The sequence below is a fragment of the Anaeromyxobacter sp. K genome, assembly GCF_000020805.1.
GTDB classification, from domain to species: domain Bacteria; phylum Myxococcota; class Myxococcia; order Myxococcales; family Anaeromyxobacteraceae; genus Anaeromyxobacter; species Anaeromyxobacter dehalogenans.
This window is the reverse complement of record NC_011145.1, coordinates 1,266,558-1,289,366: the sequence shown is the minus strand read 5'-3', so window position 1 is coordinate 1,289,366 and position 22,809 is coordinate 1,266,558. Positions and strand designations below refer to the sequence as shown.

At 75.8% G+C, this 22,809-nt stretch carries 17 protein-coding genes; 6 read left to right on the top strand and 11 right to left on the bottom strand.

Going from position 1 to position 22,809, the window contains the following annotated elements; translation table 11 throughout:
• Positions 1-42: 42 nt before the first annotated feature.
• The 6 genes from ANAEK_RS05675 to ANAEK_RS05650 form a co-directional block, all read right to left on the bottom strand.
• A complete protein-coding gene (locus ANAEK_RS05675; protein WP_012525198.1) occupies positions 43-720 on the bottom strand; it encodes an ABC transporter ATP-binding protein in 678 nt (225 codons plus the stop codon).
• A complete protein-coding gene (locus tag ANAEK_RS05670; protein ID WP_012525197.1) occupies positions 720-2,696 on the bottom strand; it encodes an ABC transporter permease in 1,977 nt (658 codons plus the stop codon). The genes ANAEK_RS05675 and ANAEK_RS05670 overlap by 1 nt, the downstream gene beginning before the upstream one ends.
• Positions 2,697-2,698: 2 nt before the next feature.
• Positions 2,699-4,240, bottom strand: coding sequence for a lysine--tRNA ligase (lysS, locus tag ANAEK_RS05665; RefSeq protein ID WP_012525196.1), 1,542 nt, complete (start codon positions 4,238-4,240; stop codon positions 2,699-2,701).
• 208 nt (positions 4,241-4,448) lie between these two features.
• Entirely contained in the window at positions 4,449-5,537 is a 1,089-nt protein-coding gene (locus ANAEK_RS05660; protein ID WP_012525195.1) for a hypothetical protein, read from the bottom strand.
• A gap of 139 nt (positions 5,538-5,676) precedes the next feature.
• On the bottom strand, positions 5,677-7,272 hold the full coding sequence (locus ANAEK_RS05655) for a glycoside hydrolase family 57 protein (RefSeq protein WP_012525194.1): 1,596 nt from the start codon (positions 7,270-7,272) through the stop codon (positions 5,677-5,679).
• Positions 7,273-8,673, bottom strand: coding sequence for a DUF4912 domain-containing protein (locus tag ANAEK_RS05650; protein ID WP_012525193.1), 1,401 nt, complete (start codon positions 8,671-8,673; stop codon positions 7,273-7,275).
• A 148-nt stretch (positions 8,674-8,821) separates the two neighbouring features.
• On the opposite strand from ANAEK_RS05650, the gene ANAEK_RS05645 reads away from it, so the two are divergent.
• The 5 genes from ANAEK_RS05645 (at position 8,822) to ANAEK_RS05625 (ending at position 15,318) form a co-directional block, all read left to right on the top strand.
• Positions 8,822-10,774: a serine/threonine-protein kinase gene (locus ANAEK_RS05645; RefSeq protein WP_012525192.1), complete on the top strand. Its 1,953-nt coding sequence runs from the start codon at positions 8,822-8,824 to the stop codon at positions 10,772-10,774.
• Between the two features lie 78 nt (positions 10,775-10,852).
• Positions 10,853-12,271: a BamA/TamA family outer membrane protein gene (locus ANAEK_RS05640; RefSeq protein ID WP_012525191.1), complete on the top strand. Its 1,419-nt coding sequence runs from the start codon at positions 10,853-10,855 to the stop codon at positions 12,269-12,271.
• Positions 12,268-12,969, top strand: coding sequence for a hypothetical protein (locus tag ANAEK_RS05635; RefSeq protein WP_012525190.1), 702 nt, complete (start codon positions 12,268-12,270; stop codon positions 12,967-12,969). Before ANAEK_RS05640 ends, ANAEK_RS05635 begins: the two co-directional genes overlap by 4 nt.
• On the top strand, positions 12,966-14,543 hold the full coding sequence (locus ANAEK_RS05630) for a HAMP domain-containing sensor histidine kinase (RefSeq protein ID WP_012525189.1): 1,578 nt from the start codon (positions 12,966-12,968) through the stop codon (positions 14,541-14,543). Before ANAEK_RS05635 ends, ANAEK_RS05630 begins: the two co-directional genes overlap by 4 nt.
• Positions 14,544-14,553: 10 nt before the next feature.
• Entirely contained in the window at positions 14,554-15,318 is a 765-nt protein-coding gene (locus ANAEK_RS05625; RefSeq protein WP_012525188.1) for an SDR family NAD(P)-dependent oxidoreductase, read from the top strand.
• A gap of 72 nt (positions 15,319-15,390) precedes the next feature.
• Here the strand turns inward: ANAEK_RS05625 and ANAEK_RS05620 are convergent, their stop codons facing one another.
• The gene (locus ANAEK_RS05620; protein WP_012525187.1) at positions 15,391-16,293 is read right to left on the bottom strand and encodes an RNA polymerase factor sigma-32; all 903 of its coding nucleotides are present in this window, start codon (positions 16,291-16,293) and stop codon (positions 15,391-15,393) included.
• A 383-nt stretch (positions 16,294-16,676) separates the two neighbouring features.
• Between ANAEK_RS05620 and ANAEK_RS05615 the strand changes: the two genes are divergently transcribed.
• Positions 16,677-17,501: a metal-dependent hydrolase gene (locus tag ANAEK_RS05615; RefSeq protein ID WP_012525186.1), complete on the top strand. Its 825-nt coding sequence runs from the start codon at positions 16,677-16,679 to the stop codon at positions 17,499-17,501.
• A gap of 137 nt (positions 17,502-17,638) precedes the next feature.
• On the opposite strand, the gene ANAEK_RS05610 is transcribed toward ANAEK_RS05615, so the two are convergent.
• The 4 genes from ANAEK_RS05610 to ANAEK_RS05595 all read right to left on the bottom strand — a co-directional run bounded on the left by ANAEK_RS05610 (position 17,639) and on the right by ANAEK_RS05595 (position 22,808).
• Positions 17,639-19,450 carry an ABC transporter ATP-binding protein gene (locus ANAEK_RS05610; RefSeq protein ID WP_012525185.1) on the bottom strand — a complete coding sequence of 604 codons (1,812 nt, stop codon included), beginning with the start codon at positions 19,448-19,450 and terminating at the stop codon, positions 17,639-17,641.
• 84 nt (positions 19,451-19,534) lie between these two features.
• Positions 19,535-20,614 (bottom strand): AI-2E family transporter, encoded by a 1,080-nt coding sequence (locus tag ANAEK_RS05605; protein ID WP_012525184.1) that lies wholly within the window; start codon positions 20,612-20,614, stop codon positions 19,535-19,537.
• Positions 20,611-21,696 (bottom strand): glycosyltransferase, encoded by a 1,086-nt coding sequence (locus ANAEK_RS05600; RefSeq protein WP_012525183.1) that lies wholly within the window; start codon positions 21,694-21,696, stop codon positions 20,611-20,613. The genes ANAEK_RS05605 and ANAEK_RS05600 overlap by 4 nt, the downstream gene beginning before the upstream one ends.
• Positions 21,693-22,808 carry a glycosyltransferase family 4 protein gene (locus ANAEK_RS05595; protein ID WP_012525182.1) on the bottom strand — a complete coding sequence of 372 codons (1,116 nt, stop codon included), beginning with the start codon at positions 22,806-22,808 and terminating at the stop codon, positions 21,693-21,695. The genes ANAEK_RS05600 and ANAEK_RS05595 overlap by 4 nt, the downstream gene beginning before the upstream one ends.
• Between the last annotated feature and the right edge of the window lies 1 nt (position 22,809).

Genomic DNA, 22,809 nt, shown 5'->3' with positions numbered 1-22,809 from the left:
GCCCCGTCGCCGCGCGACGCGGGGCGGGGGTCGCGGGGCGCGTCAAGCGAGCCGTCCCTGGACCAGGCGGAGCCGGCGCGGCAGCGCCGCGGCGAGCCGCTCGTTGTGCGTCACCACCACCGCGGTGATTCCCATCCGGACGTTCAGGTCTGCGAGCAAGGCGTGGATTCCCTCGGCGGTCTGGGGGTCGAGGTTGCCGGTCGGCTCGTCCGCGAGCAGGAGCTTCGGCTGGAGGCACAGCGCGCGGGCCAGCGCGACGCGCTGCTGCTCCCCGCCGGACAGCTCGCCGGGCCGGTGCTCCATCCGCTCGCCCAGGCCCACCGTCTCCAGCATCTCGGCGGCGCGGCGGCGGGCGTCGCCGCGGGCCACGCGGCGGATGAGCGCCGGCATCATGGCGTTCTCCAGCGCGGTGAACTCGGGCAGCAGGTGGTGGCTCTGGAACACGAACCCGATGGTCTGGTTCCGGAACGCGGCCAGGCCGTCCTCGCCGCGCCCGAACACGTCCTCGCCCTCGAACAGGACCCGCCCGCGGGTGGGCACGTCGAGCGCGCCCAGCAGGTGCAGGAAGGTGCTCTTGCCGGCGCCGGACGGGCCGGTGAGCGCCACCAGCTCGCCGGCGGCGATCTCCAGGTCGATCCCGCGGAGCACCTCCAGGCGCTTCTCGCCCATGAGGTAGGTCTTCCCCAGGCCCTCGATGCGGATGAGCGGCGCGGGCTGCATCACTCGTCCCGCAGCCCGTCCACCGGGTGGAGGCGGGCCGCCTTGGTGGCGGGGTAGATGGTGGCGAGGTACGAGAGCGCGAGCGCGGCCAGGCCGACCAGCGTGAACTGCGCGCCGTCGAGCAGCACCGGCAGGTTGGAGATGTAGTAGACGCCCGGGTCGAGCGGGATGCCGACCTTGTCGATGAGGAGGCAGGTGCCGAGCCCGAGCAGCAGGCCGAAGAGCGTGCCCACCGCCCCGATCACCACGCCCTCCACCACGAAGATCTTCATGACGCTGGGCACCCCGGCGCCCATCGACTTCAGCACCGCGATCTCCCGCCGCTTCTCCAGCACCTGCATGATGAGGGTGGCGACGATGATGAAGCTCGCCACCAGCACGATGAAGCCGAGGATCACCGCCATCACCACCTTCTCCATCTGCAGCGCGGAGAAGAGGCTGCGGTTCAGCTCGCCCCAGTCCTTGGCGCGGTAGGGCCAGCCGCCCAGCGCGAACACCACCCGGCCCATGACCGAGCGCGCGGCGTCGGCGTCGCGCACCTTCACCTCGAGCCCGGTGACCGTCTCCACGCCGAAGAACCGCTGCGCGTCGGCCAGCGAGATGTACGCGAACTTCGAGTCGTACTCGTACATGCCGCTGTAGAACACCGCCGCCACGCGGAACGGCCGGCTCTTCGGCTGCGGCCCGCCGGGGCCGAGGTCGCCGAACGGGGAGACCAGGTTCACCTGGTCGCCCACGAAGACCCGGAGCGCGTGCGCCAGCTCGCGCCCGATCACGATGCCGGGCAGCGGGCGGCCGGGGCGCGGCCGCTCCGGCGCGGCGCCGCCGCCGTCGCCGCTCCCGCCGTCGCGGGGCAGCGGGATCTCCGCCGGCGCCTCCAGCCACTCCAGGCGGCCGTCCTGCACGCTCGCGGGCAGGTCGGTGACCGACCCGATGGTCTTCACGTCGATGCCCTTCAGGATCGCGCCGGTCAGGTTCTGGCCGGTGGAGAGCATCACCTCGTTGTAGAGGAACGGCGTGGCCGCCTCGACGCCGCGCACCCCCAGCACCGTCTCGCGGATGCGGCGCCAGTCGCCGAAGTCGTCCTGCCCGTAGCTCAGCACCATGCCGTGCGCGGTGTGGCCCAGGATCTTCTTCTTCAGGTCGGCCTCGAAGCCGCTCATCACCGAGAGCACCACGGTGAGCGCCCACACCCCGATGGCGACGCCGCCGATCGAGATGAGCGTCATGAGCAGCGTGGCCGGCATGCGCGGGCGGTGGAACAGCTCGCCGCGGCGGTAGGCGCGCCGCTCCCGGGCGTCGCGGACGAGCGACCAGGCCAACGCGAGGAGCAGGCCCGGGAGCAGCCCGGTCACCACCACCGCGAACAGCGCCGCGAGCGCCTTCGGCGAGAGCTTCAGGTGGCTGCGCGCCACGAACAGCTCGTAGGACAGCGAGGCGTCCACGCGGCCGGCGCCGGCCAGCAGGTACGCGAGGCTCGCCCCCGCGAACACCGCCACCGCCGAGAGCAGGCCGGCCCCGAGCAGCCCGAGCACCACCACCAGCGTGCCCTGCGCCTCGAGCGCCTGGATCGCGCCCACCGCGCCGCGGACGCCCGGCGGCAGCACGCCCACCAGCACCGCGACCACCGCGGTCCACAGCAGCGTGGCGGCGGAGAGCTCGTAGAACGCGAGGCGCCGGCGCACCCGCGCGGCCGCGGCGCCGAACGCGCCGCCGAGCGCGGCGCCGGCGAGCGCGGCCAGCCCGCTGGCGAGCGGCGTGGGGAGGCCCAGCCGGTCGCCGAAGAAGGCGTGCGCCACCGGCGCCAGCGCGGCGGCGCCGAACACGCCCGCCAGCACCAGCGCGAACGCGGCGAAGGAGAAGACCGGCGGCACCGGGTGGGCGGCGCCGTCGCGGGAGGCGGCGCCGGGCGCGGGCGCGGCCGCCGGGCGGGGGCCGGGCTCGGAGCCGGGCCGGTGCGGGACGGGATCGGACAAGGTCAGTCGCGGGACTTCAGCAGCGGGAACAGGATCACGTCGCGGATGGAGGCCGAGTCGGTGAAGAGCATGGCCAGGCGATCGATGCCGATCCCCTCGCCGGCGGTGGGCGGCATGCCGTGCTCCAGCGCGCGGACGAAGTCCTCGTCGTAGGGCATGGCCTCCTCGTCGCCGGCGGCCTTGGCGCGCATCTGCGCCTCGAACCGCGCGCGCTGGTCGGCCGGGTCGTTCAGCTCGGAGAACGCGTTCGCGAGCTCCATGCCCGCGGCGAACAGCTCGAAGCGGTCCACCAGCCGCGGGTCGGCGTCGCGCCGGCGGGAGAGCGGGCTCGTCTCGAGCGGGAAGTCCACCACGAACGCGGGCCGATCCTTCGGGAGCTGCGGCTCGCCGAAGATCTCGAACGCGAGCGCCACCGCCTCGCCCGGCGTCTTCTTCGCGGCCTGCTCCAGCTTCCAGGCGTCCTCGGAGTCGTTCTCCCGCGCCGCCGCGCGCGAGAGCGCCTCGGCGAGGCCGCGGCCGGCCAGCGCGTCGTCCGGCGACAGCCCCAGCGCCCGCGCGCCCACCTCCAGCATGGAGACGCGCGGGAACGGCGGGGTCAGGTCGATGGCCTGGCCCTGGAACGTCACCACCGGCCCGCCGGTCACCTCCACCGCGAGCCGGTGCATCAGCTCCTCGGTGAGGCGCATCAGGTCCTCGTGGGTGGCGTACGCCTGGTAGAACTCGATCGAGGTGAACTCCGGGTTGTGGCGCCGGTCGATCCCCTCGTTGCGCCAGATCCGGCCGATCTCGTACACGCGATCCAGGCCGCCGACGACGAGGCGCTTCAGGTGCAGCTCGGTGGCGATGCGGAGCTTCAGGTCGAGATCGAGCGCGTTGTGGTGCGTCTCGAACGGCCGCGCCGCCGCGCCGCCGGCCTCCTCCGGCTTGTGCAGCGTGGGCGTCTCCACCTCGAGGTAGCCGCGCGCGTCCAGGAAGCGGCGGATCCCGGAGACGATGCGGGCGCGCTTCACGAACGCCTCGCGCACGCCGGGCGTCACCACCAGGTCCACGTAGCGCTGGCGGTAGCGCTGCTCCACGTCGGTGAGGCCGTGCCACTTCTCCGGCAGCGGGCGCGTCGCCTTGGTGAGGATGGTGAACGTCCGCGCCTCCAGCGTCAGCTCGCCGGTCTTGGTGCGGGTCGCCGGCCCCTCGGCGCCCACGATGTCGCCGATGTCGAGCAGCTTGAAGACCTCGAACGCCTGCTCGCCCACGCGATCCTTCTTCACCCACACCTGGAGCTCGGCGGAGCGGTCGCGGACGCGCAGGAACGCGGCCTTGCCGAAGGAGCGGACCGCCAGGACGCGACCGGCGAGCGACCAGTCGCCGGGGTCCTTCGCGATCTCCTCGGCGGGCTGGTCGCCGTAGTGGCGCAGCAGCTCGTCGGCGAGGTGGCGGGGCTGCCAGCCGTTTCCGAAGGGGTTCACGCCGAGGGCGCGGAGCGCCTCGGCCTTCTTCAGACGCTGCGCGATGATCTCGCGCTCGGTCGTTCCAAGTTCGTCGGCCATCGGGTGCGGAATCTCTCGGATCCTCGGAGGAATCTCCGGGAAGATGCGTGCGGGGGGAGGCTAGTCGGGTCGGCGCGGGGCGTCAACGCGGGATCCGCGCCGCCGCGAGGGCGCCGAGCGTCCCGGAGGGCCCGCCGAGGGAGGCGCCCTGCCGCGGCGTCACCTCGCGTCGACGGCCCCCGTCGTCACGCGACCGACGGCCCCGCCGTCACCGCGCATTGATGCCGAGCGACGGGTTCGTCGCGCCGCCCGAGATGCGGACGTAGAAGTCCCCGTCCCAGGACAGCTGGCCGAGGTAGGTCGGGTCCGCGTCGGTCGTCAGCCGCCCGCCGGAGGACAGCGCGATCCGGCGGGAGGCCGGCAGCGCCGTCGAGCCGGCGCTGTTCTCGAACGCGCTGAACGTGAGGGTGCCGCTCGCGTCGATCGAGTCCGCGCCGTGGTTCCAGCCCGACGAGAGCACGCTCGCGCCGCTGTAGACGAGGTGCAGCGCCCAGTCGCCGGCCAGGTCGGCCTGCGCGAAGCTCCGGCCGGTGCGCTGGAGCACCAGGAAGCCCGGCTCGCGCGCGGCGGGGTCGCCGGAGAGGTGCACCAGGAACACCGCGTTCTTCTCCGGCGCCATCACGCCGCGCATCGCGGCGCCGTCGTCGAGCCGCACCACCCCCGCCGCGTCCACCGAGAGCGTGCCCGCCGCGCCCGGGTCCATCACGACGCCGTCCGAGGCGTGGAACTCGCCCACGGTGAGCACGCCGGCCGCGTCGGTGCTCGCGGCGCCATGGGTCCAGCGGACGCCGGCGCCGGCGTAGAGGCCGTGGAAGGCGAAGCTGCGGCCGGCGAGGTCGGCGGCCGAGTAGGTCAGCCCGGGCACGCGCTTGCGCCACGCGTACAGGTTCCGCCGCACGACCGGCGCGCCCTCCTGGCCGGTGCCGAACACCAGCGTGCGGGCCGCGGTCATGGTGCCGTGGAACGTCGGGTCGCCGTCCGCGCCGGCGAGGCGCACGGTGCCGTCCTCGGCGATGAGCGCCTTCAGGTCGAACCCGGTCGGCGGCAGGCCGGTGTCGCCCGCGTCGTCGAGGAACGAGAGCACCGTCACCTGGCCCGAGGCGGCGATGCGGACCACCACGTCCGCCCAGCCCGCCGCGTCGTTGGTGGAGAGCTGGAGGATGTCCCAGTCGCCGGCGAGGTCTGCCTGCGTGAAGCCGGTGACCGGCGCCGGATCGCTCCCGCCCGACGAGCAGCCGGCGAGGATCAGCAACGCCGCGGCGGCGGCGCACCGCGTGAACGGATGGCGCGAGCCCATGGTCTTCCCCCCCTGCGGCGGACGGCCCTGCGCGTCCGCTGGCGCGAAGCGTCGCACGTCGCCGGGGGGCGGGGCGCCGCGGCAAGGCGCCGCCCGCGGCGGCGGTAGGCGCCGAGGGGGCCCGGGCGCCGCGCAGCGGTCAGCGCGGCGCGTACACCGTGTAGTCGATCTCGGGGAAGATGTTGTCCTTCTGCTCGACGTGGGCGAGCCACCCCTCGTCGATCCGGCCGGCGCGGAGCTGGTCGTGGAGCCGCGTGAAGCGGAGCACGTGCTCCTTCGTGCGCCGGATGGCGTAGTCCACCATGGTGCCGGTCTTCATGATGAAGGCCCAGTCGGACGACTGCGCCAGCAGGAGCTCGCGCGCGGCCTGCGAGAGCGCGCGGCGCTCCAGGTCGGTGGGCTGCTTGTAGTCGCGCGCCAGCGCGATCATCCGCTCGGCCGCCTTGTGGAGGTGGCGGTAGATCCAATCGTTCGAGCCGTCCAGCCACACGCCGGCGTAGCCGCCCGCGCCCCAGGAGCAGAGCGGCGGCGTGGCGAGCTGCTGCTCGGGGTTCTCGCGCAGGTAGTCGCCGGGCGTGGCCAGCCGGAAGGCGCGCTGGTCGTAGGCGGTCTTGCGGACGAGGTAGTCGATGAACATCGGCCCCTCGTACCACCAGTGACCGTACAGCTCGGCGTCGTAGGGCGAGACGACGATGGGGCGCACGCCGCCCATCCGCGAGGCGAGGTGCTCGATCTGCCGCTCGCGGTTGAACATGAAGTTGCCGGCGTGCTGCGCGGCCCGCTCGCGCGCGCGGCCCGGGTCGTAGGGCTCCTTGTGCGCGGTCCGGCCGGTGATCCGGTAGTACTTGATGCCGACGTTCTTCCGCTGCCCGGTGGGCTGGATGTACGGCCGGACGTAGTCGAGGTCGAGGTCCCAGCCCACGTCCCGGTAGAACTCGCGGTAGTCGGCGTCGCCCGGGTAGCCCGACTCCGCGCTCCACACCTGCATCGACGACTCGGCGTCGCGCCCGAACGCGGCCGGGCCGGTGGGCGTGTAGATGGGCGCGTAGACGCCGTAGCGCGGGCGCGGGGTGGCGTCGGTGATGCCGTGGGTGTCCACGAAGAAGTAGCGGATGTTCTGCTCGGCCAGGTACGCGTCGAGGCCGGGGAAGTAGCCGCACTCCGGCAGCCAGATGCCGGCCGGATCCCGGCCGAAGTGGCGGCGGTGGTGCGCGACCGCGACCGCGATCTGCGCGCGCACGGCCTCGGGATACTCCTGCATGAGCGGCAGGAACCCGTGCGTCGCGCCGCAGGTGACGATCTCGAGCCGGCCCGCGTCCTCCAGGCGCTTGAAGGCGCCCACCAGGTCGCGGCGGTACCGGTCGCCGAACAGCGCCCGCAGCCCCCGGAACTCCTGCTGGTAGTGCAGCGCCAGGCCGTGGAAGGTCGCGTCCTTGCGGGTGCGGTGGACCTCCTTGTCCGCGAGCTCGCAGAGCTTGTCGAGGCGCCGCGCGTACCGCGACATGAGCAGCTCGTCGCGGAGCATGGCGACGAGCGGCGGCGTCATCGTCATCGAGACGCGGAACGGAACGCCCTCGTCGGTGAGCCGGTCGAACGCCTGGAGCAGCGGGAGGTACGTCTCGGAGATGGCCTCGTAGAGCCAGTCCTCCTCCAGGAACTCGTCGTACTCGGGGTGCCGGACGAACGGCAGGTGCGCGTGGAGCTGGAGCGCCACGTAGCCGCGCACGTCGGTCATCTACTTCTCCCTCGGGTCGACGGGCCGCCCCGGCGACGACGGCGCCGCGGTCGGGGACGACGGCCGCCCCCCCATCCCGCCCGCGCTCCCGCCCCACACCGGCGCGCTGCCGAACCGCGACCAGTCGGACAGGCGCGCCAGCAGCGCGCGCACCTCGTCGGAGAACGGGCCGCCCGCGTGGCCCGGCCCGAGCAGCCGGCCGAGCGGCATGTCCCACGGGATGCGCACGAACCGGTCGTCCACCACGCCCGACGGGCCCGACGGCGGCAGGCCGACCGGGTTCGACGGGCGGGCGACCAGGCGCTCGGCGCCCCGCCGGTCGACCACGTGGATCTCGGCGCGGTAGGCCCGCCCCGGCTCGAGGTCGTGCACGTAGTAGCCGCGGGACTCGAGCGCGAAGTCGATCACCCGCACCCGCTCCCACCCGGCGCCGCTCCGCGCGAAGACCCAGAGCTGCGAGCGCCCGTGCTCGAGCCCCTGGAACGCGGCGTCCAGCGTGGCGCCGGACCAGTCCCAGTAGAGGAAGAGCGTGCGCGGGTCGCGGGGGAGCGCGACGAACGCGTCGTCGCCGTAGCCCCAGGGCAGGTCCCCCAGCCCCTCGTCGTACGCGGGCGCGCCGGACGGCGTGCCCTCCGCCTCCTCGCCGGCGACCTCCTCGTCCTCCGGCTCCGGCTCGACCAGCGGGTGCGGCGCCTCGCGCACGGCGTCCTCGCCGCGCACGCGCGCCACGAAGAAGCCCTCCGCGTCCGGCACCGCCCCGCGCGGCCTGCGCGCCGCGGCCTTTCGCCGCCCGGCGCGCGCCCCGGCCGCGGCGCCGACCGCCGCGCCCACCGCCGCGCCCGCCACGGCCGCCGCCGCGGTCGCCGCCTTGCCCGCCTTGCGCGCCCGGGCGGGGGCGGCGCCCGCCTTCGCGCCGACCACCGCCCCGATCGCTGCCCCGGCGCCGGCGCGCGCCGCGCGGGCGGCCGCGCCGGGCCGGCCCGGCTTCGCCGCCTTCGAGGGCGCCGGCACGCCCGCCTCCGCCACCTCGGCGGCGGCCTCCCGCGCCGGCTTCTTCGCGCCCCGGCGGGCCACCTCGCCCGCCGCCTGCTTCACCGCGCGCACCGCCTCGCCGGTGGCCTTCACGGCCCGTCCCGCCGCGGCGCGGACGCGCGCGCCCGGCCCCGGCCTCGCCGGCTTCACGCTCGGTCCCGGCTTCGCCTTGGCTGCCGGCTTCGCCCTGGGGGCCGCCTTCGCCGCGGACGTGCCCGAGGGCGCCGCCCTGGCGGGCTCGCCCGCCCCGGCCTCCTCGAGCGCGCTGACCAGCTCCGCCTTGGTCTTCAGCCGGGAGTGACCCGGCCCGAGGACCTTGCGCGCGAGCGCGCGGAGGCTCTCCACGGTCATCTTCCTGAGGTCGGGCATGGCTCGGGTTCGTTCAATCAATGTTCGCACGGTGGGGCAAGCGGTTTCCGGGGTCCGCGACGGCGCGCGCGCGGATCTGTCCCCCCTGCGCGGGGCACGGCCCGCCGCCGCCGTCTGCTAGGCTGAACGTGCAAACCGCGGGGGCTCATTGCAGGAACCGGGAAAGGTCCACGAGTCCGCGGGCGCGACCGCCTGCCTGCGCTGCGGAGCACCGCACGCGCCGTCCTACCCCTGCACCCCCGCCGACGCCGCCGCCCGCACGCTGGTGTTCGGCGGGTGCGCCGCCGCGCCGCCGCCGGACGCCGGCGCGGACCCGCTGGTGGGCGCGCAGGTCGGCAGCTTCCGCATCGTGCGCATGCTGGGGCGCGGCGGCATGGGCACGGTGTACCTGGCCGAGCACCCGGTCATCGGCAGCCGGGTGGCCATCAAGTTCCTGAACGAGTCGATGGCCGCCGACGCGGAGCTCGTCCAGCGCTTCTACGACGAGGCGCGGGCGGTGAACCTCATCGGCCACGAGAACATCGTCGGGGTGTACGACCTCGCCTCGCTGCCGTCCGGCCGGCGCTACTACGTGATGGAGCTGCTCGAGGGCGAGACGCTGGCCGAGCGGCTCGCCCGCGGCCCGCTGCCGCGCTCCGTGGCGCTGCAGGTGCTGCTCCAGCTCTGCGACGCGCTGCAGTGCGCGCACGAGCGCGGGGTGGTCCACCGCGACCTCAAGCCCGAGAACGTGTTCCTCGTGCCGCGCCGCGGGCGCCCGGACTTCGTGAAGCTGGTGGACTTCGGGATCGCGAAGCTGCGCAGCGCCACCGGGCACGCCACCGGCGGCTCGAGCGCGATCATCGGCACCCCCGAGTACATGGCCCCCGAGCAGTGCGAGGGCGGGCCGGTGGACGCCCGCACCGACGTGTACGCGCTCGGGGTGATGGCGTACGAGCTGCTCGCCGGACGCCGCCCGTTCGACTCCGGGCCGGTCCAGAAGCTGCTCCTCGCGCACCTGCGCGAGCCGCCGCCGCCGCCGTCCGCGTTCGCCGACCTCGAGCCGGAGCTGGAGGCCGCCGTGCTGCGCGCGCTCGCCAAGGCGCCGGCCGACCGCTTCCAGGACATGGGTGCCCTGGCCGAGGCGCTGCGCCCGGCCGCGGCCCGGCTGGTCCGACCGGCGGCCCCGACCCCTGCGGCCGGCGACCGCCGGGCCGCCGAGGCGGAGCGCGCGCGCGCGGCCGCCGCCGCCCGCCCCGAGCCCGAGCTGACCGCGCTGCTGCGCGCCGGGCCGGTGCCGCGGCGGCTGCCCATCGTCGAGCTCACCCGGGCCGGCCTGTACCTGCGCGCGGACGACGACCTGCCGCCGCTGTTCGCGCGCGTCAAGGTCGAGCTGGCCCACGCGTCGCTGCGGGCGCCGCTCGTGCTCGCGGCGGAGGTGGTGCGCCACGTCACCCGCGCCGAGGCGGCCGCGTTCCGCATGGCGCCCGGCTTCGCGCTGCAGCTCGTGGACCTCGCGCCCGCCGCGCGCGCGGCGGTGGCGGGGCTCGCGGACGCGCTCCGCCGCGAGCCGGCCCCGACCTCGCCGCCGCCCAGCCCGGGGGGCGCGAGCGCGCGCCTGGAGGTGCTGGAGCGGCGCGCCGCGGAGGGGCCGTACGCCCTGCTCGGCATGCCGCCCGACGCCGACTTCCCCGAGGTCCGCCGCGCGGCGCGCGCGCTCCGGGAGGAGCTGGAGGCGCTCCGGGCGCGGCCGCTCGCGCCCGATCACGCCCCCCGCACCGGCGCGCTGCTCGCGCGGCTCGACCTGGCCCAGGGCGCGCTCGGCACGCCCGCCCCGCGCCTCGCGCACGACGCCCGCGCCGGCAACTGGCGCGGCGTGCGGCGGTGCCTGGCGGCCGGCGTCCCGGACGCGCTCCGGGACGCGCGGCGGCGCGAGCTGCACGAGGCCGAGCCCGCCCGCGCCGCGGAGGCCCGCCGCCAGCTCGCCTGCGCGCAGGTGGCGCGGAAGCTGGGGAACGTCGAGGCCGCCCGGACCGCCTGGGAGGCGGCGCTCGTCGCCGACCCGCTCGACGCGGCCGCGGTGGAAGGGTACGTGGCGTTCCGGCGCGAGCAGGAGCGGCGCTGACGCCGCCCGCCCGGGCCGCGACGCCGGCGCGGTGAATGCGGACCGCGGCCGCGCGTCTTTCGGTAGACTCGCCGCCCGATGCCCGCGCTCCCCACCCTCTGCGCGCTCGCGCTGCTGGCCGCCGCACCCGGCGCCGCGCCGGCGCCCGCCCCGGCCGTGCCCGCCCCCGCCCCCGCGCCGGCCGGCGGCCCCGAGGCCGGCCCGCTCGGCCGCCGCTATCACCTGGAGCGCATCGAGCTGCGCGGCCTCACGCACACGCGGGAGGCCGAGGTGCGGCGCCACCTGCTCGTGGCGCCCGGGGACGTGCTCGACACCGAGCGGGTGCTCCTGTCCCGCCTGCGCCTCCTGCAGCTCGGCTGGTTCTCGCGGGTGGAGACCCGCGTCGAGCGCGGCTCGGAGCGCGGCCTGGTGGTGCTCGTCATCGAGGTCACCGAGCGCAACACGCTCATCGTGAGCGATCTCGTGTTCGGCTCGACCGGCCCGCAGCCGTTCTACGGCGGCCTCGGGCTGTCGCAGCAGAACTTCCTCGGCCGCGGCATGGGGCTCTCCGGCGCGTTCGTGTACGGCGGGTCCCCGTCCGGCCGGTCCGACGACCCGTCCCGCTTCGCGCTGCGCGGCGGCTTCTTCGCGCCCGACCTCACGCCGCGGCGACTGCCGCCGCTCGTGTTCGGCGTCTCCGGCCAGTTCCTGCGCGGCGAGGAGCTGACCTGCGACGACCCCGACTGCGAGGCGTACCGCTCCGACTACGGGCGCGCCCCGCGCATCCGCTACCAGCGCGCGGCCGGCGAGGTGACGCTCGGGATGCGACCGGGCCCGTTCGAGCGGCTCCTCGCGACCTACCGCTACGAGCGCCTGCACGCGGCCGCCATCGACGACTCGCCCGCGCTGGCGGCGGCGCGCGGGCCCGGCCCCGCCATCCTGGTCGGCTGGTCCGACCTCTCCGCGCTCACCGGCACCTACGAGATCGACACCCGCGACGACTTCTTCTTCCCCACCGACGGCTTCCGCGGGGTGGCGCAGGTCACGTTCGGCTCCGCGCTCCTCGGCGGCGACTACGAGTACAGCCGCTACCTGCTGCAGCTCGAGACCGCGTACGCGCTCCTCGGGCGCAGGCTCCGGCTCCAGCTCGCGGCCGGCGCGGCGCAGGGCTCGGCGCCGTTCTTCGAGCGCTTCTACGCGGCGGACTGGTCGTACTTCACGGTCGGGCCGGCGCTCGGGCGCGCGCTCGAGCTGAACTTCTCCACTGACTCGCGCTACGACGCGGTCCTGGGCATGGCCGGCCTCGAGTACGCCGTGCCGCTCTGGTCGCGGGGCGGCTTCTTCCACCGCGGCTACCTCGCGATCGGCGCGCGCGGGGTGTGGTCGGCGGCGCGCCCCGGCGGCGGCCGCACCGCGGTGTCCGACCTGCCCTTCTCGGCGGACCTGGCGCTCCGCCTCGACACGCCGGTGGGCACCTTCAACGCCTCGCTGGGCTACGCGCTGGACAACTTCCTGTGATCGCGCCGCCCGCCCGCACGGAGCCCCGCCGCGGGGCGCGCCGCGCCGCGCTCGCCGGCCTGGCGCTCGCCGCGCTCGCGGCGGCGGCCCCGGCCCGCGCCGCGCCCGCGCCGCTGCCGGCGCACCTGTGGGTCCGCGGCGGGCACCTCCAGGCCACCCTGGACCTGTCCTCCGTGTTCCCCGCCGCGCTGGAGAAGCAGCTCGGCAACGGGCTCACCAACCTCGTCGCCATCTACGTCACGGTGTCGCGCGAGGAGGGCGGCCCGCCGGCGGCGCTCTACGGCGAGGTGATCGAGATCCTGTTCGACGTCTGGGACGAGACCTACGCGGTGACGGTGAAGGACTGGCGCACGCCCGCGGGCGCGCGGCGCGTGCTGTCCGACTACGCGGCGCTGCGGCGCCTGCTGTCCGACGCGCGGGAGGTGGACCTCGGCGCCGTCGGGGCGCTGCCGCCGGGGCGGCTGGTGGTGGAGGCGCGCGTGGAGGTGAACCCGGTGTCGAAGGAGCAGCTCCAGCGGACGCGCGAGTACATCGCGAACCCCACCGCCGGCGCCCGCGCGGGCGGCGGCGGGGGCGGCGGCTCGCGCAGCGTCCTCGGGGCGGTGGCGAGCTTCCTGCTCCGCGATCCGGACCCCGGCACCGACGTGCACCTGCTCCGCTCGGCCCCGTTCAGCCTCGCCCAGGTGAGCGTCCGATGAGCGCCGCCCGCCGCGCCGCCGCCCCCGTGGGCACCGCCGCGCCGGGCCGGCTCCGCCGGCTGCTCGGCCACCTGCGCATGTCGCGCTTCGAGGCGCGCATCACGCTCGCGCTGGTGATCGCGGCCAGCCTCCCGCCGCTCGGGGCCATCCTGCTCGCCGGGAGGCTCGCCGAGGAGAACCTGACGCTCGGGCTCGACCCGCGGGTGGTGGACCGGCTGGAGTCGATCCCGTCGCTCTACGGCGACCTGTTCCAGGCGCGCAAGGCGCTCTATGCCGAGCAGGCGCGCGCGCTCGCCCGCGGGCTCCCGCGCGATCCCGCCGCCGGCTCCGCCTACCTGGCGAGCGCCCTGGAGCGGACCCCGCGGCTGCGGCGGGTGGTCTGGACCGGCCCCGACGGCCAGGTGGTGAGCGAGGCCGAGACGCAGGCGCCGAACCCGGAGGGCGAGTGGCGCGAGGCGCCGGCGCGGGTGGGCCTGCCCGGCGGCGGCCAGCTCGAGTGCGTGTTCGCCATCGAGGCCCGCTACTTCGCCGAGGTGGCGGAGTCCCGCGAGCTGGCGGAGCTGGTGCAGAACGTGGAGCGGCTCCAGGCGGAGATCCGGCGCAGCTACGTGCGCGCGTTCGGGCTGCTGCTGGTGGCCTGGGCGGTGGTGGCGGCCGGGGTGGGCTTCTGGCTGGCGCGGCGGACCACCCGGCGCGTGTCCGACCTGGTGCGCGCGGTCCGGCGGCTCGCGGCCGGCGACCTCGCGGTGCAGGTGGACCCGGGCCGCCACGCCGACGAGGTGGCCGGGCTGGCGCGCGCGTTCAACGCGATGGTGCGCGAGGTGCGCGAGAGCCGCGACCGCATCGTGTACCTGGAGAAGATCTCCGGGTGGCAGGAGGTGGCGCGCCGGCTCGCCCACGAGATCAAGAACCCGCTCACCCCCATGCAGCTCGCCTTCCAGCAGCTCGAGGCGCGCTGGAAGGCGACGCCCGGCGGCGACCCGGCCTTCGGGAGGCTGCTCGCGGACGCCGGCGAGATCGTGCGCGAGGAGATCGGCACGCTGCAGCGCCTGGTGGAGGAGTTCTCCGGCTTCGCCAAGCTGCCGCAGGTGCGGCCCGAGCCGTCCGACCTGGGCGAGTTCGTGGAGGAGTTCGTGCGCACCAGCCCGCAGATCGCCGAGGCGGCGGACGTGGACGTGGTCCGCGCCAGCCCCAGCTGCCCGGTGGGGCTCGACCGCGCGCTCATGCGCCGCGTGCTCGCGAACCTGTGCGCGAACGCGATCGAGGCGGCGCGGCCCGGGCGCGCCCGCATCCACCTCGGGGTGGCCCGCACCCGCGACCGGGCGGTGCTGACGGTCGCGGACGAGGGGCCGGGGATCGAGCGCGACCTGCGCGAGCGGATCTTCGACCCCTACTTCACCACGAAGGGCACCGGGACCGGCCTCGGCCTCGCCATCGTGAAGAAGATCGTCCTGCAGCACGGCGGGGAGATCCAGGCCGGGGAGCGGCCCGGGGGCGGCGCGTCCTTCACCGTCGCGCTGCCGCTCGCCGCGCCGGGCGAATCGACGGGCGCGGCCGGCGCGGCGCGCGGTTAGAATCCGCGCCATGCCCTACGACCTGACCGACCGCCTCGCCCTCGTCACCGGCGCGACCTCCGGCATCGGCGCCGCCTGCGTGGACGCGCTCGTCGGCGCCGGCGCGCGCGTCGTCGCCGCCGCCCGCCGCGCCGACCGCCTCGACGCGCTCGCCTCCCGCCACGCCGGGCGCGTCCACCCGCTGCTGCTCGACGTGCGCGATCGCGCCGCGGTGGAGGCGAGCCTGGCCACCCTGCCCGCGGGCTGGGGCGAGGTGGAGGTGCTGGTGAACAACGCCGGGCTCGCGCTGGGGATCGAGCCGGCGCAGCGCGCCTCGGTGGACGAGTGGCAGACCATGATCGACACCAACTGCACCGGCCTGGTGGTGGTCACGCGGGCGCTGCTGCCGGGCATGGTCGAGCGCGGACGCGGCCACGTCGTGAACGTCGCCTCGGTGGCCGGCACGTACCCGTACCCGGGCGGCAACGTCTACGGCGCCACCAAGGCGTTCGTGCGCCAGTTCACGCTCAACCTGAAGGCCGACCTGATCGGCACCGGCGTGCGCGCGACCTCGATCGAGCCGGGCATGGTCGAGACCGAGTTCTCGCTGGTGCGCTTCTCGGGCGACGCCGGCAAGGCGAAGCAGGTCTACCACGGGATGCAGCCGCTCGGCCCCGAGGACGTGGCGGACGCGATCCTGTGGTGCGTGACCCGCCCGCCACACGTGAACGTGAACGCGCTCGAGCTCATGCCCGAGCGGCAGGCGTTCTCGCCGTTCGCGGTGAAGCGGGGCTAGCGGCGTCCCCTGCGCGGCATCCGCTCGCCCCGAGGCTGCGAGGGCGGGCGGATGCAGCGCGGGACGCGGCGCTCAGTCGGCCGGGCTCGCCTCGGCGCCGTTCACCGGCCAGCCGATCTCGTCGGCCACGGGCTCGAGGTCCCGGCGCAGCTTCTCGAGCGCGCGGATCTCGAGCTGGCGGGCGCGCTCGCGCGAGAAGCCGAAGTGGTGGCCGAGGTCGCGGAGCGTCTCCTTGCCCTCGCCCATGATCCGCGCCTCGACGATGTGGCGCTCGCGCGGGTCGAGCCGCCCCATCGCCTCGGACACCCGGCGGGCGAGCAGCGCGTCCTCCTCGGCGCGGGCCAGCTCCTCGTCCTGCGGCTCGCCGTCGGCCGGCGTGAACTCGAGGTGCGTGCTGGTCCCGTCGGCCACCGGGGCGTCGAGCGACAGGTCGCGCCCCTCCATGCGCTGGGTCATCTCGACCACGTCGCTCGGCCGCACGCGGAGCTTCTTGGCGACGAGCGCGACGTCGATGCCCTCCTCGGCGAGGCCGGCGCCGGGGGTGAGCCGCTCGATCTCGTGCCGGGTGCGGGCCAGCGAGAAGAAGAGCTTACGCTGGGCCTGCGTCGTGCCGATCTTCACGAGCGACCACGACTTGAGGATGTGGTTCTGGATGTAGGCCCGGATCCACCACACCGCGTAGGAGATGAGCCGGATCTCCTTGTCCGGATCGAACTTCTGCACCGCCTTCATCAGGCCGATGTTCCCTTCCTGGATGAGGTCGGCCATGCGCAGCCCGTAGGAGCGGTACTCGAACGCGACCTTCACCACGAAGCGGAGGTTCGCCTCGACCAGCCGGTGGCCGGCGCGCGTGTTCCCCTCGTCGCGGAACTGGCGGGCGAGCCGCCGCTCCTCCTCGACGGTGAGGAGCGCGACCCGGTTGATCTCGCGGAGGTACTGGTCGAGGGTGCTGCTCGCGGTGCTCGGTCGGTTCATCTCTCCTCCAGGGTGGGAAACGTCGTAGGCCCGGTCCCGCCCCAGCAACCTCCGTGCCCGCCCCCGGATCGCCGCCGATCGCGCGCCAGCGGCGCCGCCGGCGAGGGGATCCCCGGGCGTGCCTGTAACTTCGTCGCGCCACGTCCGCGCGCGATCCGGTAAGCGCGACAGGTGCGCCGGCTCGGGGGCCCACCCCGCGTGCCGGCCGGCGTGCGGCCCGTGGGCGGGTGGCCGCGCTCGCGCTCGCTCGCTGCGGCGCCGCCCGGTGACATTCACGCATCGTGACGCCTACATCCCCGAACGAGCCCGCCCCGCTGCCCGCCGGGGCGCTAGAAGACCGCTTCGTCCGCGCCCGCCCCGGGCGCGTCGAAAGGAGACCTCGGATGCCGTCCGCCTCAAGCCCTCGCGCGCGCCTGGCCGCGCTCGCCGTCGCCGCGCTCGCCGCCGCGCCCCTCGCCGCCTCCGCCCAGCCGAAGGCCGCGCGCGGCAAGACCGAGGTCACCTGGTACGGCCACGCCGCGTTCCTGGTGACCACGCCCGGCGGCACCGTGCTCGCCATCGACCCGTGGCTGTCGAACCCGAAGGCGCCCGAGCCCGGCCTCGCCGAGAAGCTGCCGAAGGTGGACTACATCCTCGTCAGCCACGGCCACTTCGACCACGTGGGCGACGCCGTCGCGCTCGCGAAGCGCACCGGGGCGAAGCTCATCACCAACTTCGATCTCGGGAGCTCGCTGGTCGCGGCCGGCTACCCGAAGGACCAGGCCGGGATGGACACGCTCGGCAACATGGGCGGGACGATCCAGGCCGGCGACGCCGCCGTCACCATGGTCGCCGCGGTCCACAGCTCCGGGTTCGCGGACGACAAGGGCGCCGCGCACCCCGGCGGCAACCCCATGGGCTTCGTGATCCAGGTGAAGGGCGGCCCGACGCTCTACCACACCGGGGACACCGACCTGACGCAGGACATGAAGCAGCTCCCGGAGCGCTTCGGCCGCGTGGACGTGATGCTGACCTGCATCGGCGGCCACTTCACCATGGACCCGAAGGCCGCCGCCATCGCCGTGGGCTACGTGCGCCCGCGCACGGTGGTGCCCATGCACTTCGGCACGTTCCCGGCCATCGCGGGCACGCCGGAGGAGCTGCGCGCCGCGCTGAAGGGCAAGGCCGAGGTGCGGGTGCTCGAGCCGGGCAAGCCGGTGGCGTTCTAGGCGGCGCGGCGGAGGAGCCGAGCCCGCGGGGCCGCCACCCTGCTCCGCGGGTCCCGCGACCTCGTGCGCCCGCGTTCGCGGGCGCGCACGAGGTCCCCGCGGGCGCGGCTGCGCCGCGCTCGGGCGCCTCCGCCCCCTCACGCCGCCAGCGGGAACATCCCGCGGGTCTGCTTCTCCACCAGGCTGGCGTAGTGGCCGCCGCGGGCGACGAGCTCCGCGTGGCGCCCCTGCTCGACGATGCGCCCCTCGCGCAGCACCACGATCCGGTCCGCGTCCACCACGGTGGAGAGCCGGTGCGCGATGATGAGCGTGGTGCGCCGCCGCGACACGCGCGCCAGCGCCTCCGAGACCAGCGCCTCCGACTCGGCGTCGAGCGCCGAGGTGGGCTCGTCCAGGATCAGGATGGCCGGGGACTTGAGCAGCGTGCGCGCGATGGAGATCCGCTGGCGCTCGCCCACCGAGAGCCGGCTGCCGCGCTCGCCGACGACGGTGTCGTAGCCCTCCGGCAGGCGCACGATGAAGTCGTGCGCGTTCGCGGCGCGCGCCGCCGCCTCGATCTCGGCGCGGGTGGCGCCGGGGCGGCCGTAGGCGATGTTGGCGAGGACCGACTCGTTGAACAGCAGCGAGTCCTGGAACACCACGCCGATCTGGCGCCGGAGCGCGACCTGCTTCAGCTTGCGGACGTCGATGCCGTCCACCCGCACCACGCCCTCGGTCGGATCGTAGAAGCGCTGCACCAGCGAGACCAGGGTGGACTTGCCCGAGCCCGAGGGGCCGACGATGGCGACGCGCTCGCCCTCGCGGACGTGCAGGTCCACGCCGTCGAGGAGCGGCGGGCCGCCGCCCGGGTAGGCGAAGCGCACGTTGTCCCAGCGCACGTCGCCGCGCAGGCGCACCACCTCGCGCGCGTCCGGCGCGTCGCCGAGCAGGTCCTGCGCGTCGAGGATGCCGTAGACCTCCTCGACCGAGACCTGGGCCGTGCGCAGCGTCTTGTAGACGCCGGCGAGCCCCAGCACCGGGCCGAACAGGCCGCCCACGTAGCCGAGGAACGCCACCAGCGTGCCCGCGGTCATGTGGCCCCGCAGCACCAGCGCGCCGCCCAGCGCCAGGGCCGCGACCCGCGCCCCGATCTGCACCAGGTTCTGGGCCGCGCCCACCCCCGCGTCCACGCCGACGCCGCGGATCACCACCTCGTTGGCCGAGTTCACCTCGTCGAGGAAGCGGCGCTTCTCCGCCTCCTCCATGGTGAAGCTCTTCACGGTGACGATGCCGGAGAGCACCTCGTTGAACCGGGAGTAGATGTGCACCCAGCGCTCGAGCAGGCCGCGCTCGCGCCGCGTCTGCATGGGCGCGGCCAGCCGCGCGATCAGCGCCGGGAGCGGGGCGAACGCGAGCACCAGCAGCGCCAGCCGCCACTCGAGGCGGAGCATCACCGCCACCGAGATGAGGAGGTACGCGGCGGCGGGCACCACGTTGAACGCGATGTCGGAGAGCGCGCCCACCAGGCCCTGGATCGAGCGATCCAGCCGGGTCATGAGCGCGCCGACGCCCTCGGCGCGGTGGAAGGTGAGCGGCAGCCGGTGCAGCCGGCCGACCGTCGCCTCGGTGAGCCGGTACTGGATCCCGATGCGCGTCCGCCAGGTGAGCCAGTTCGAGGTTGCGGTGAACGCCTCGCGGAGCAGGCCCAGCACGACGAGCGAGATGACGCCCTCGGCCAGCGGGCGGCCGCCCTGCCCCAGCGCCAGCGCGTCGAAGATGCGCTTCAGCGCCAGCGGCTCGGCCGCGTTCACGCCGGCGAGCGTCAGCGCGACGAGCAGGATGCCGGCGATGGGCAGGCGGAACGGCACCAGGAACTCGGCCGCGCGCAGGAGCCCGCGGCGGCGGCGCCCGGCGCGACCGGCGGCGCGCGCGGGCGAGGCGGCGGGGGCTGCGGCGGCGGTCGTGGTCACGCCTCCCGGAACCCATCACCGGCCGGGGGTCTTCCCGCCGGGGGGCGCTCGTGGGCCTCCGGCGACGGCCGGGCGGCCGATCGCTCACTCGGCGAGGAGGCTCGCGACCACCCGGTAGCGTGGCAGGTGGCGGCACACGATCCGAACGGTCGAGAGCAGCGGGACCGCCAGGAACAGGCCCACCGGCCCCCACAGCCAGAACCAGAACAGCGAGCCGAGGAACACCACCAGCGGCGAGAGCCGGAGCTGCTTCCCGAGGAACAGCGGGTCCACCACGTTGCCCTGCACGTTGACGAGGACGAGGTAGATCGCCGCCACCAGCGCCACGTCCTTCGCGGTGCCGTACTGCAGGAGCGCCATGGCGGTGGGCAGGAACAGGCCCAGCGCCGGCCCGACGTACGGGATGAAGTGGAGCAGCGCCGTGGTGATCCCCCAGATGGCGGCGTGCTCGAGGCCGTACAGCGCGTACACGGCCCAGGTCACGACGCCCAGGATCGCGTTCAGCGCCACGCGGTTCAGCATGTACTGCTCCACGTCGCGGTGCAGCTCCTCCAGCGCCGCGAGCAGGCGCGCGCGGCCGCGCGGCCGGCGGTCGGCCCACGCGAGCAGCTTCACGCGGAACCGCGGGCCCTCGGCCAGCGTGAAGTAGAGGACGAACACCACCACCGTGGCCTGGCCGGCGAGCGTGAGCGCCCCCTGCGCCGTCCCCACGAGCAGCGTGCCCCAGGGCACCGTCTCCTGCACCTTCACCTCGCCCGGGCGGCGGGGCGCCTGCACCAGCTGCTCGGATTGCGCCTGCAGGTGCGCCGCGTGGCGCCGGATCCCGGCGGCGGCCTCGCGGAGCCGCCCCTCGTAGCCGGGCAGCTCCTGGGCGAAAGCGGCGATGCGGTCCCAGAGCACCCAGCCGATGGCGGCGAGCACCGCCACCGTGAGCAGCGTCCCGGCGATCGCGGCGAGCGTGCGCGAGAGCCCGCGCCGCTCCAGCGCCGCGACCACCGGGTGGACCGAGAGCGCGAGCGTGGCGCCGAGCGCGGTCGGCACGAGCAGGTCGCGCGCCAGCCACAGGAACCCGAACCCCGCCGCCACCGCGAGCAGGGTCAGCGCGCGCGCCGTCGCCCGGGCCTCGTGCCCGCCCGCGGGCGGCGGCGGCGCGACGGCGCTCACCCCAGCCCCGCGGCGATGGCGAGCAGCGCGTCGGCGCGGTGCGCGCAGGTGTGGCGGGCGCGGATGGTCTCGAGCCCGCTCGCGGCGAGCTCGCGCGCCAGCCCGGGCTCGGAGAGCACCGCGCGCAGGTGGCGCGCCATCTCGGCGCCGTCGCGCGCGACCAGGAAGTCCACCCCGGGGCGGAACAGCCGCTCGGCGTCCTGCCACGGCGCGCTCACCAGCGGGATGCCGCAGGCGAGCGCCTCGAACGGCCGGATGGTGGGGATGCCCGGCAGCGCCTCGGCGTACGGCCGCCGCGGCACGTGGACGGTGACGCGGTGGCGCGCGAGCACCTCCGGGGCGCGGTGGTTGGGCAGGTAGCCGCGGTAGGCGATCCCGGCGGCGGCGAGCGCGCGCAGGCCGGCCTCCGGGTAGCGCACCCCGTGCACCGTGGCGGAGATCCCGAGCGCGCGCACCGGCCCGAGCAGGAACTCCGCCAGCTCGGCGGTGCGCTCCTCGTCGCCCCAGTTTCCCACGAACACGAGGTCGCCCTCCGGGTCGGCGGGGCGCGGGTGGAAGCGGCGGACGTCGGCCGCCTCGTGCCAGGTGAAGGCGCGCCCCTCGAACCCGCGCGCGCGCCAGATCCCGGCCAGCACCTCGCCGAACGCGAGCACGCCGTCGTAGCGGGCCAGGTCGAAGCGGGCCAGCTCGCCGGGCGCGGTCACCGCGCGGTGGTGCGTGTCGTGGAACAGGAGCCGGAGCGAGGGACGCCGCGCCCGCTCGGCCCCGAGGCGCGCCACCACCTCGGGGTCGTTCCACTCGTGCACCAGCGCCAGGTCCACGCCGTCGAGGGCCTCGGCCGCGTCGAGCGCGCCGGCCACGTAGGTGCGGACCGCGATCTCCGGGTAGGCCTCGCGCCAGGCGTCGAGCGCGGCCGCCCCGTGGTCGCGCACCAGGTTCTCCGCGCTCCAGGCGCCGAGCGGCTCCCAGGCCGTGACGGCGTGGCCGCGGTGGACGAGCTCCGAGGCGACGCCGCGCAGGAAGTGGGCGTTGCCGTGGTTCCAGTCGGAGCGGAGCGAGTGGACGAAGAGCGCGATCTTCACGGCCGGGCTCCGGCGCGGGCGGCGAGCCCGCGGTAGAGGTCGAGGTACGCGTCCGCCATCGGGCCGGGCCCGAGCCGGAGCGCGCGGGTCCGGGCCCGGACGGCCAGCGCCTCGCGCCGGCCCGGATCACCGCAGAGCCTGCGCAGCGCCGCGGCGAGCGCCGCGTCGTCGCGGGGCGGGACCCACTCGGCGCAGCCGTCCCAGGTCTCGCGCAGGCTCTCGAGGTCGGAGAGCACCAGCGCGCACCCGGCCAGCGCGGCCTCCAGCACCGCCAGCCCGAACGGCTCGTAGCGGGCGGGGTGCGCGAACACCGCCGCGCGCCCGAGCCAGGCGGCGAGGTCCGCCTCCTCGAGCCGCCCCAGCAGGTGGGCGGGCCCGGGCGGCAGCGCGCGCGGCGCCGGATCGCCCGCGACCGGCGGCCCCTCCGCCCCGGGGGCCCGCGCCTCGCCGGCGATCGCCACCGGCCAGGGGAGCCCGGGCGCGATCCGCGCCAGCGCCGCCGCGCCCTTCGCCTCGTCCCAGAGCCGCCCCGCGCCCATCACCAGCGGCGCCTTCTCGCCCGGCGGGAAGCGCGCCGGGTCGCGGCCGTTCGGGACGACGGCGGGCGGCGCGAGCGGGCCGTGGTGGCGCACCAGCGCGCGCGCCATGGCGGCGCTGGGGGCGGCCACCGCCTCGGCCGCGGCGAGGCCCTCGCGCACGGCGCGGCGGTAGCGATCCCAGCACGGCGGCGGCGGCTCGCCCCGGACCGCCTCGTACCAGGAGACCACGCAGGAGTGGCCCACCACCAGGCGCGGCGCGCGGAACGGCAGCCGCCCGTGCGCGAACGCGCCGAGGTGCACCACGTCCGGACGCTCGCGGCGCTCGATCCCGAGCAGCCACTCGCCGGCGCGGGCCACGTCGTCCCAGGGCTCGTCCATCCACTCGAGCCGGAACCCGGCCTCCTCGTGCACCAGCCCCGGGATGGCGCGGAGCCGCCGGCGCGCGCCCTCCGGCACCGGGCCGCCCTCGGTCGCGAGCACCACCGCGACGCCGCGGTCCGCCAGCGCCGCCGAGAGCTCCAGCGCGTAGGTGAGGACGCCCCCCACCGCGTCCGCGTGCAGGAGGACCTTCACG

What these genes read in the sequence shown, in the direction of transcription:
- ANAEK_RS05630 (WP_012525189.1), top strand. Translation starts at nt 12,966, where the DNA reads ATGAGCGCCGCCCGCCGCGCCGCCGCCCCCGTGGGCACCGCCGCGCCG.
- lysS (WP_012525196.1), bottom strand. Translation starts at nt 4,240, where the DNA reads ATGGCCGACGAACTTGGAACGACCGAGCGCGAGATCATCGCGCAGCGT.
- ANAEK_RS05620 (WP_012525187.1), bottom strand. Translation starts at nt 16,293, where the DNA reads ATGAACCGACCGAGCACCGCGAGCAGCACCCTCGACCAGTACCTCCGC.
- ANAEK_RS05655 (WP_012525194.1), bottom strand. Translation starts at nt 7,272, where the DNA reads ATGACCGACGTGCGCGGCTACGTGGCGCTCCAGCTCCACGCGCACCTG.
- ANAEK_RS05675 (WP_012525198.1), bottom strand. Translation starts at nt 720, where the DNA reads ATGCAGCCCGCGCCGCTCATCCGCATCGAGGGCCTGGGGAAGACCTAC.
- ANAEK_RS05625 (WP_012525188.1), top strand. Translation starts at nt 14,554, where the DNA reads ATGCCCTACGACCTGACCGACCGCCTCGCCCTCGTCACCGGCGCGACC.
- ANAEK_RS05615 (WP_012525186.1), top strand. Translation starts at nt 16,677, where the DNA reads ATGCCGTCCGCCTCAAGCCCTCGCGCGCGCCTGGCCGCGCTCGCCGTC.
- ANAEK_RS05660 (WP_012525195.1), bottom strand. Translation starts at nt 5,537, where the DNA reads ATGGGCTCGCGCCATCCGTTCACGCGGTGCGCCGCCGCCGCGGCGTTG.
- ANAEK_RS05640 (WP_012525191.1), top strand. Translation starts at nt 10,853, where the DNA reads ATGCCCGCGCTCCCCACCCTCTGCGCGCTCGCGCTGCTGGCCGCCGCA.
- ANAEK_RS05650 (WP_012525193.1), bottom strand. Translation starts at nt 8,673, where the DNA reads ATGCCCGACCTCAGGAAGATGACCGTGGAGAGCCTCCGCGCGCTCGCG.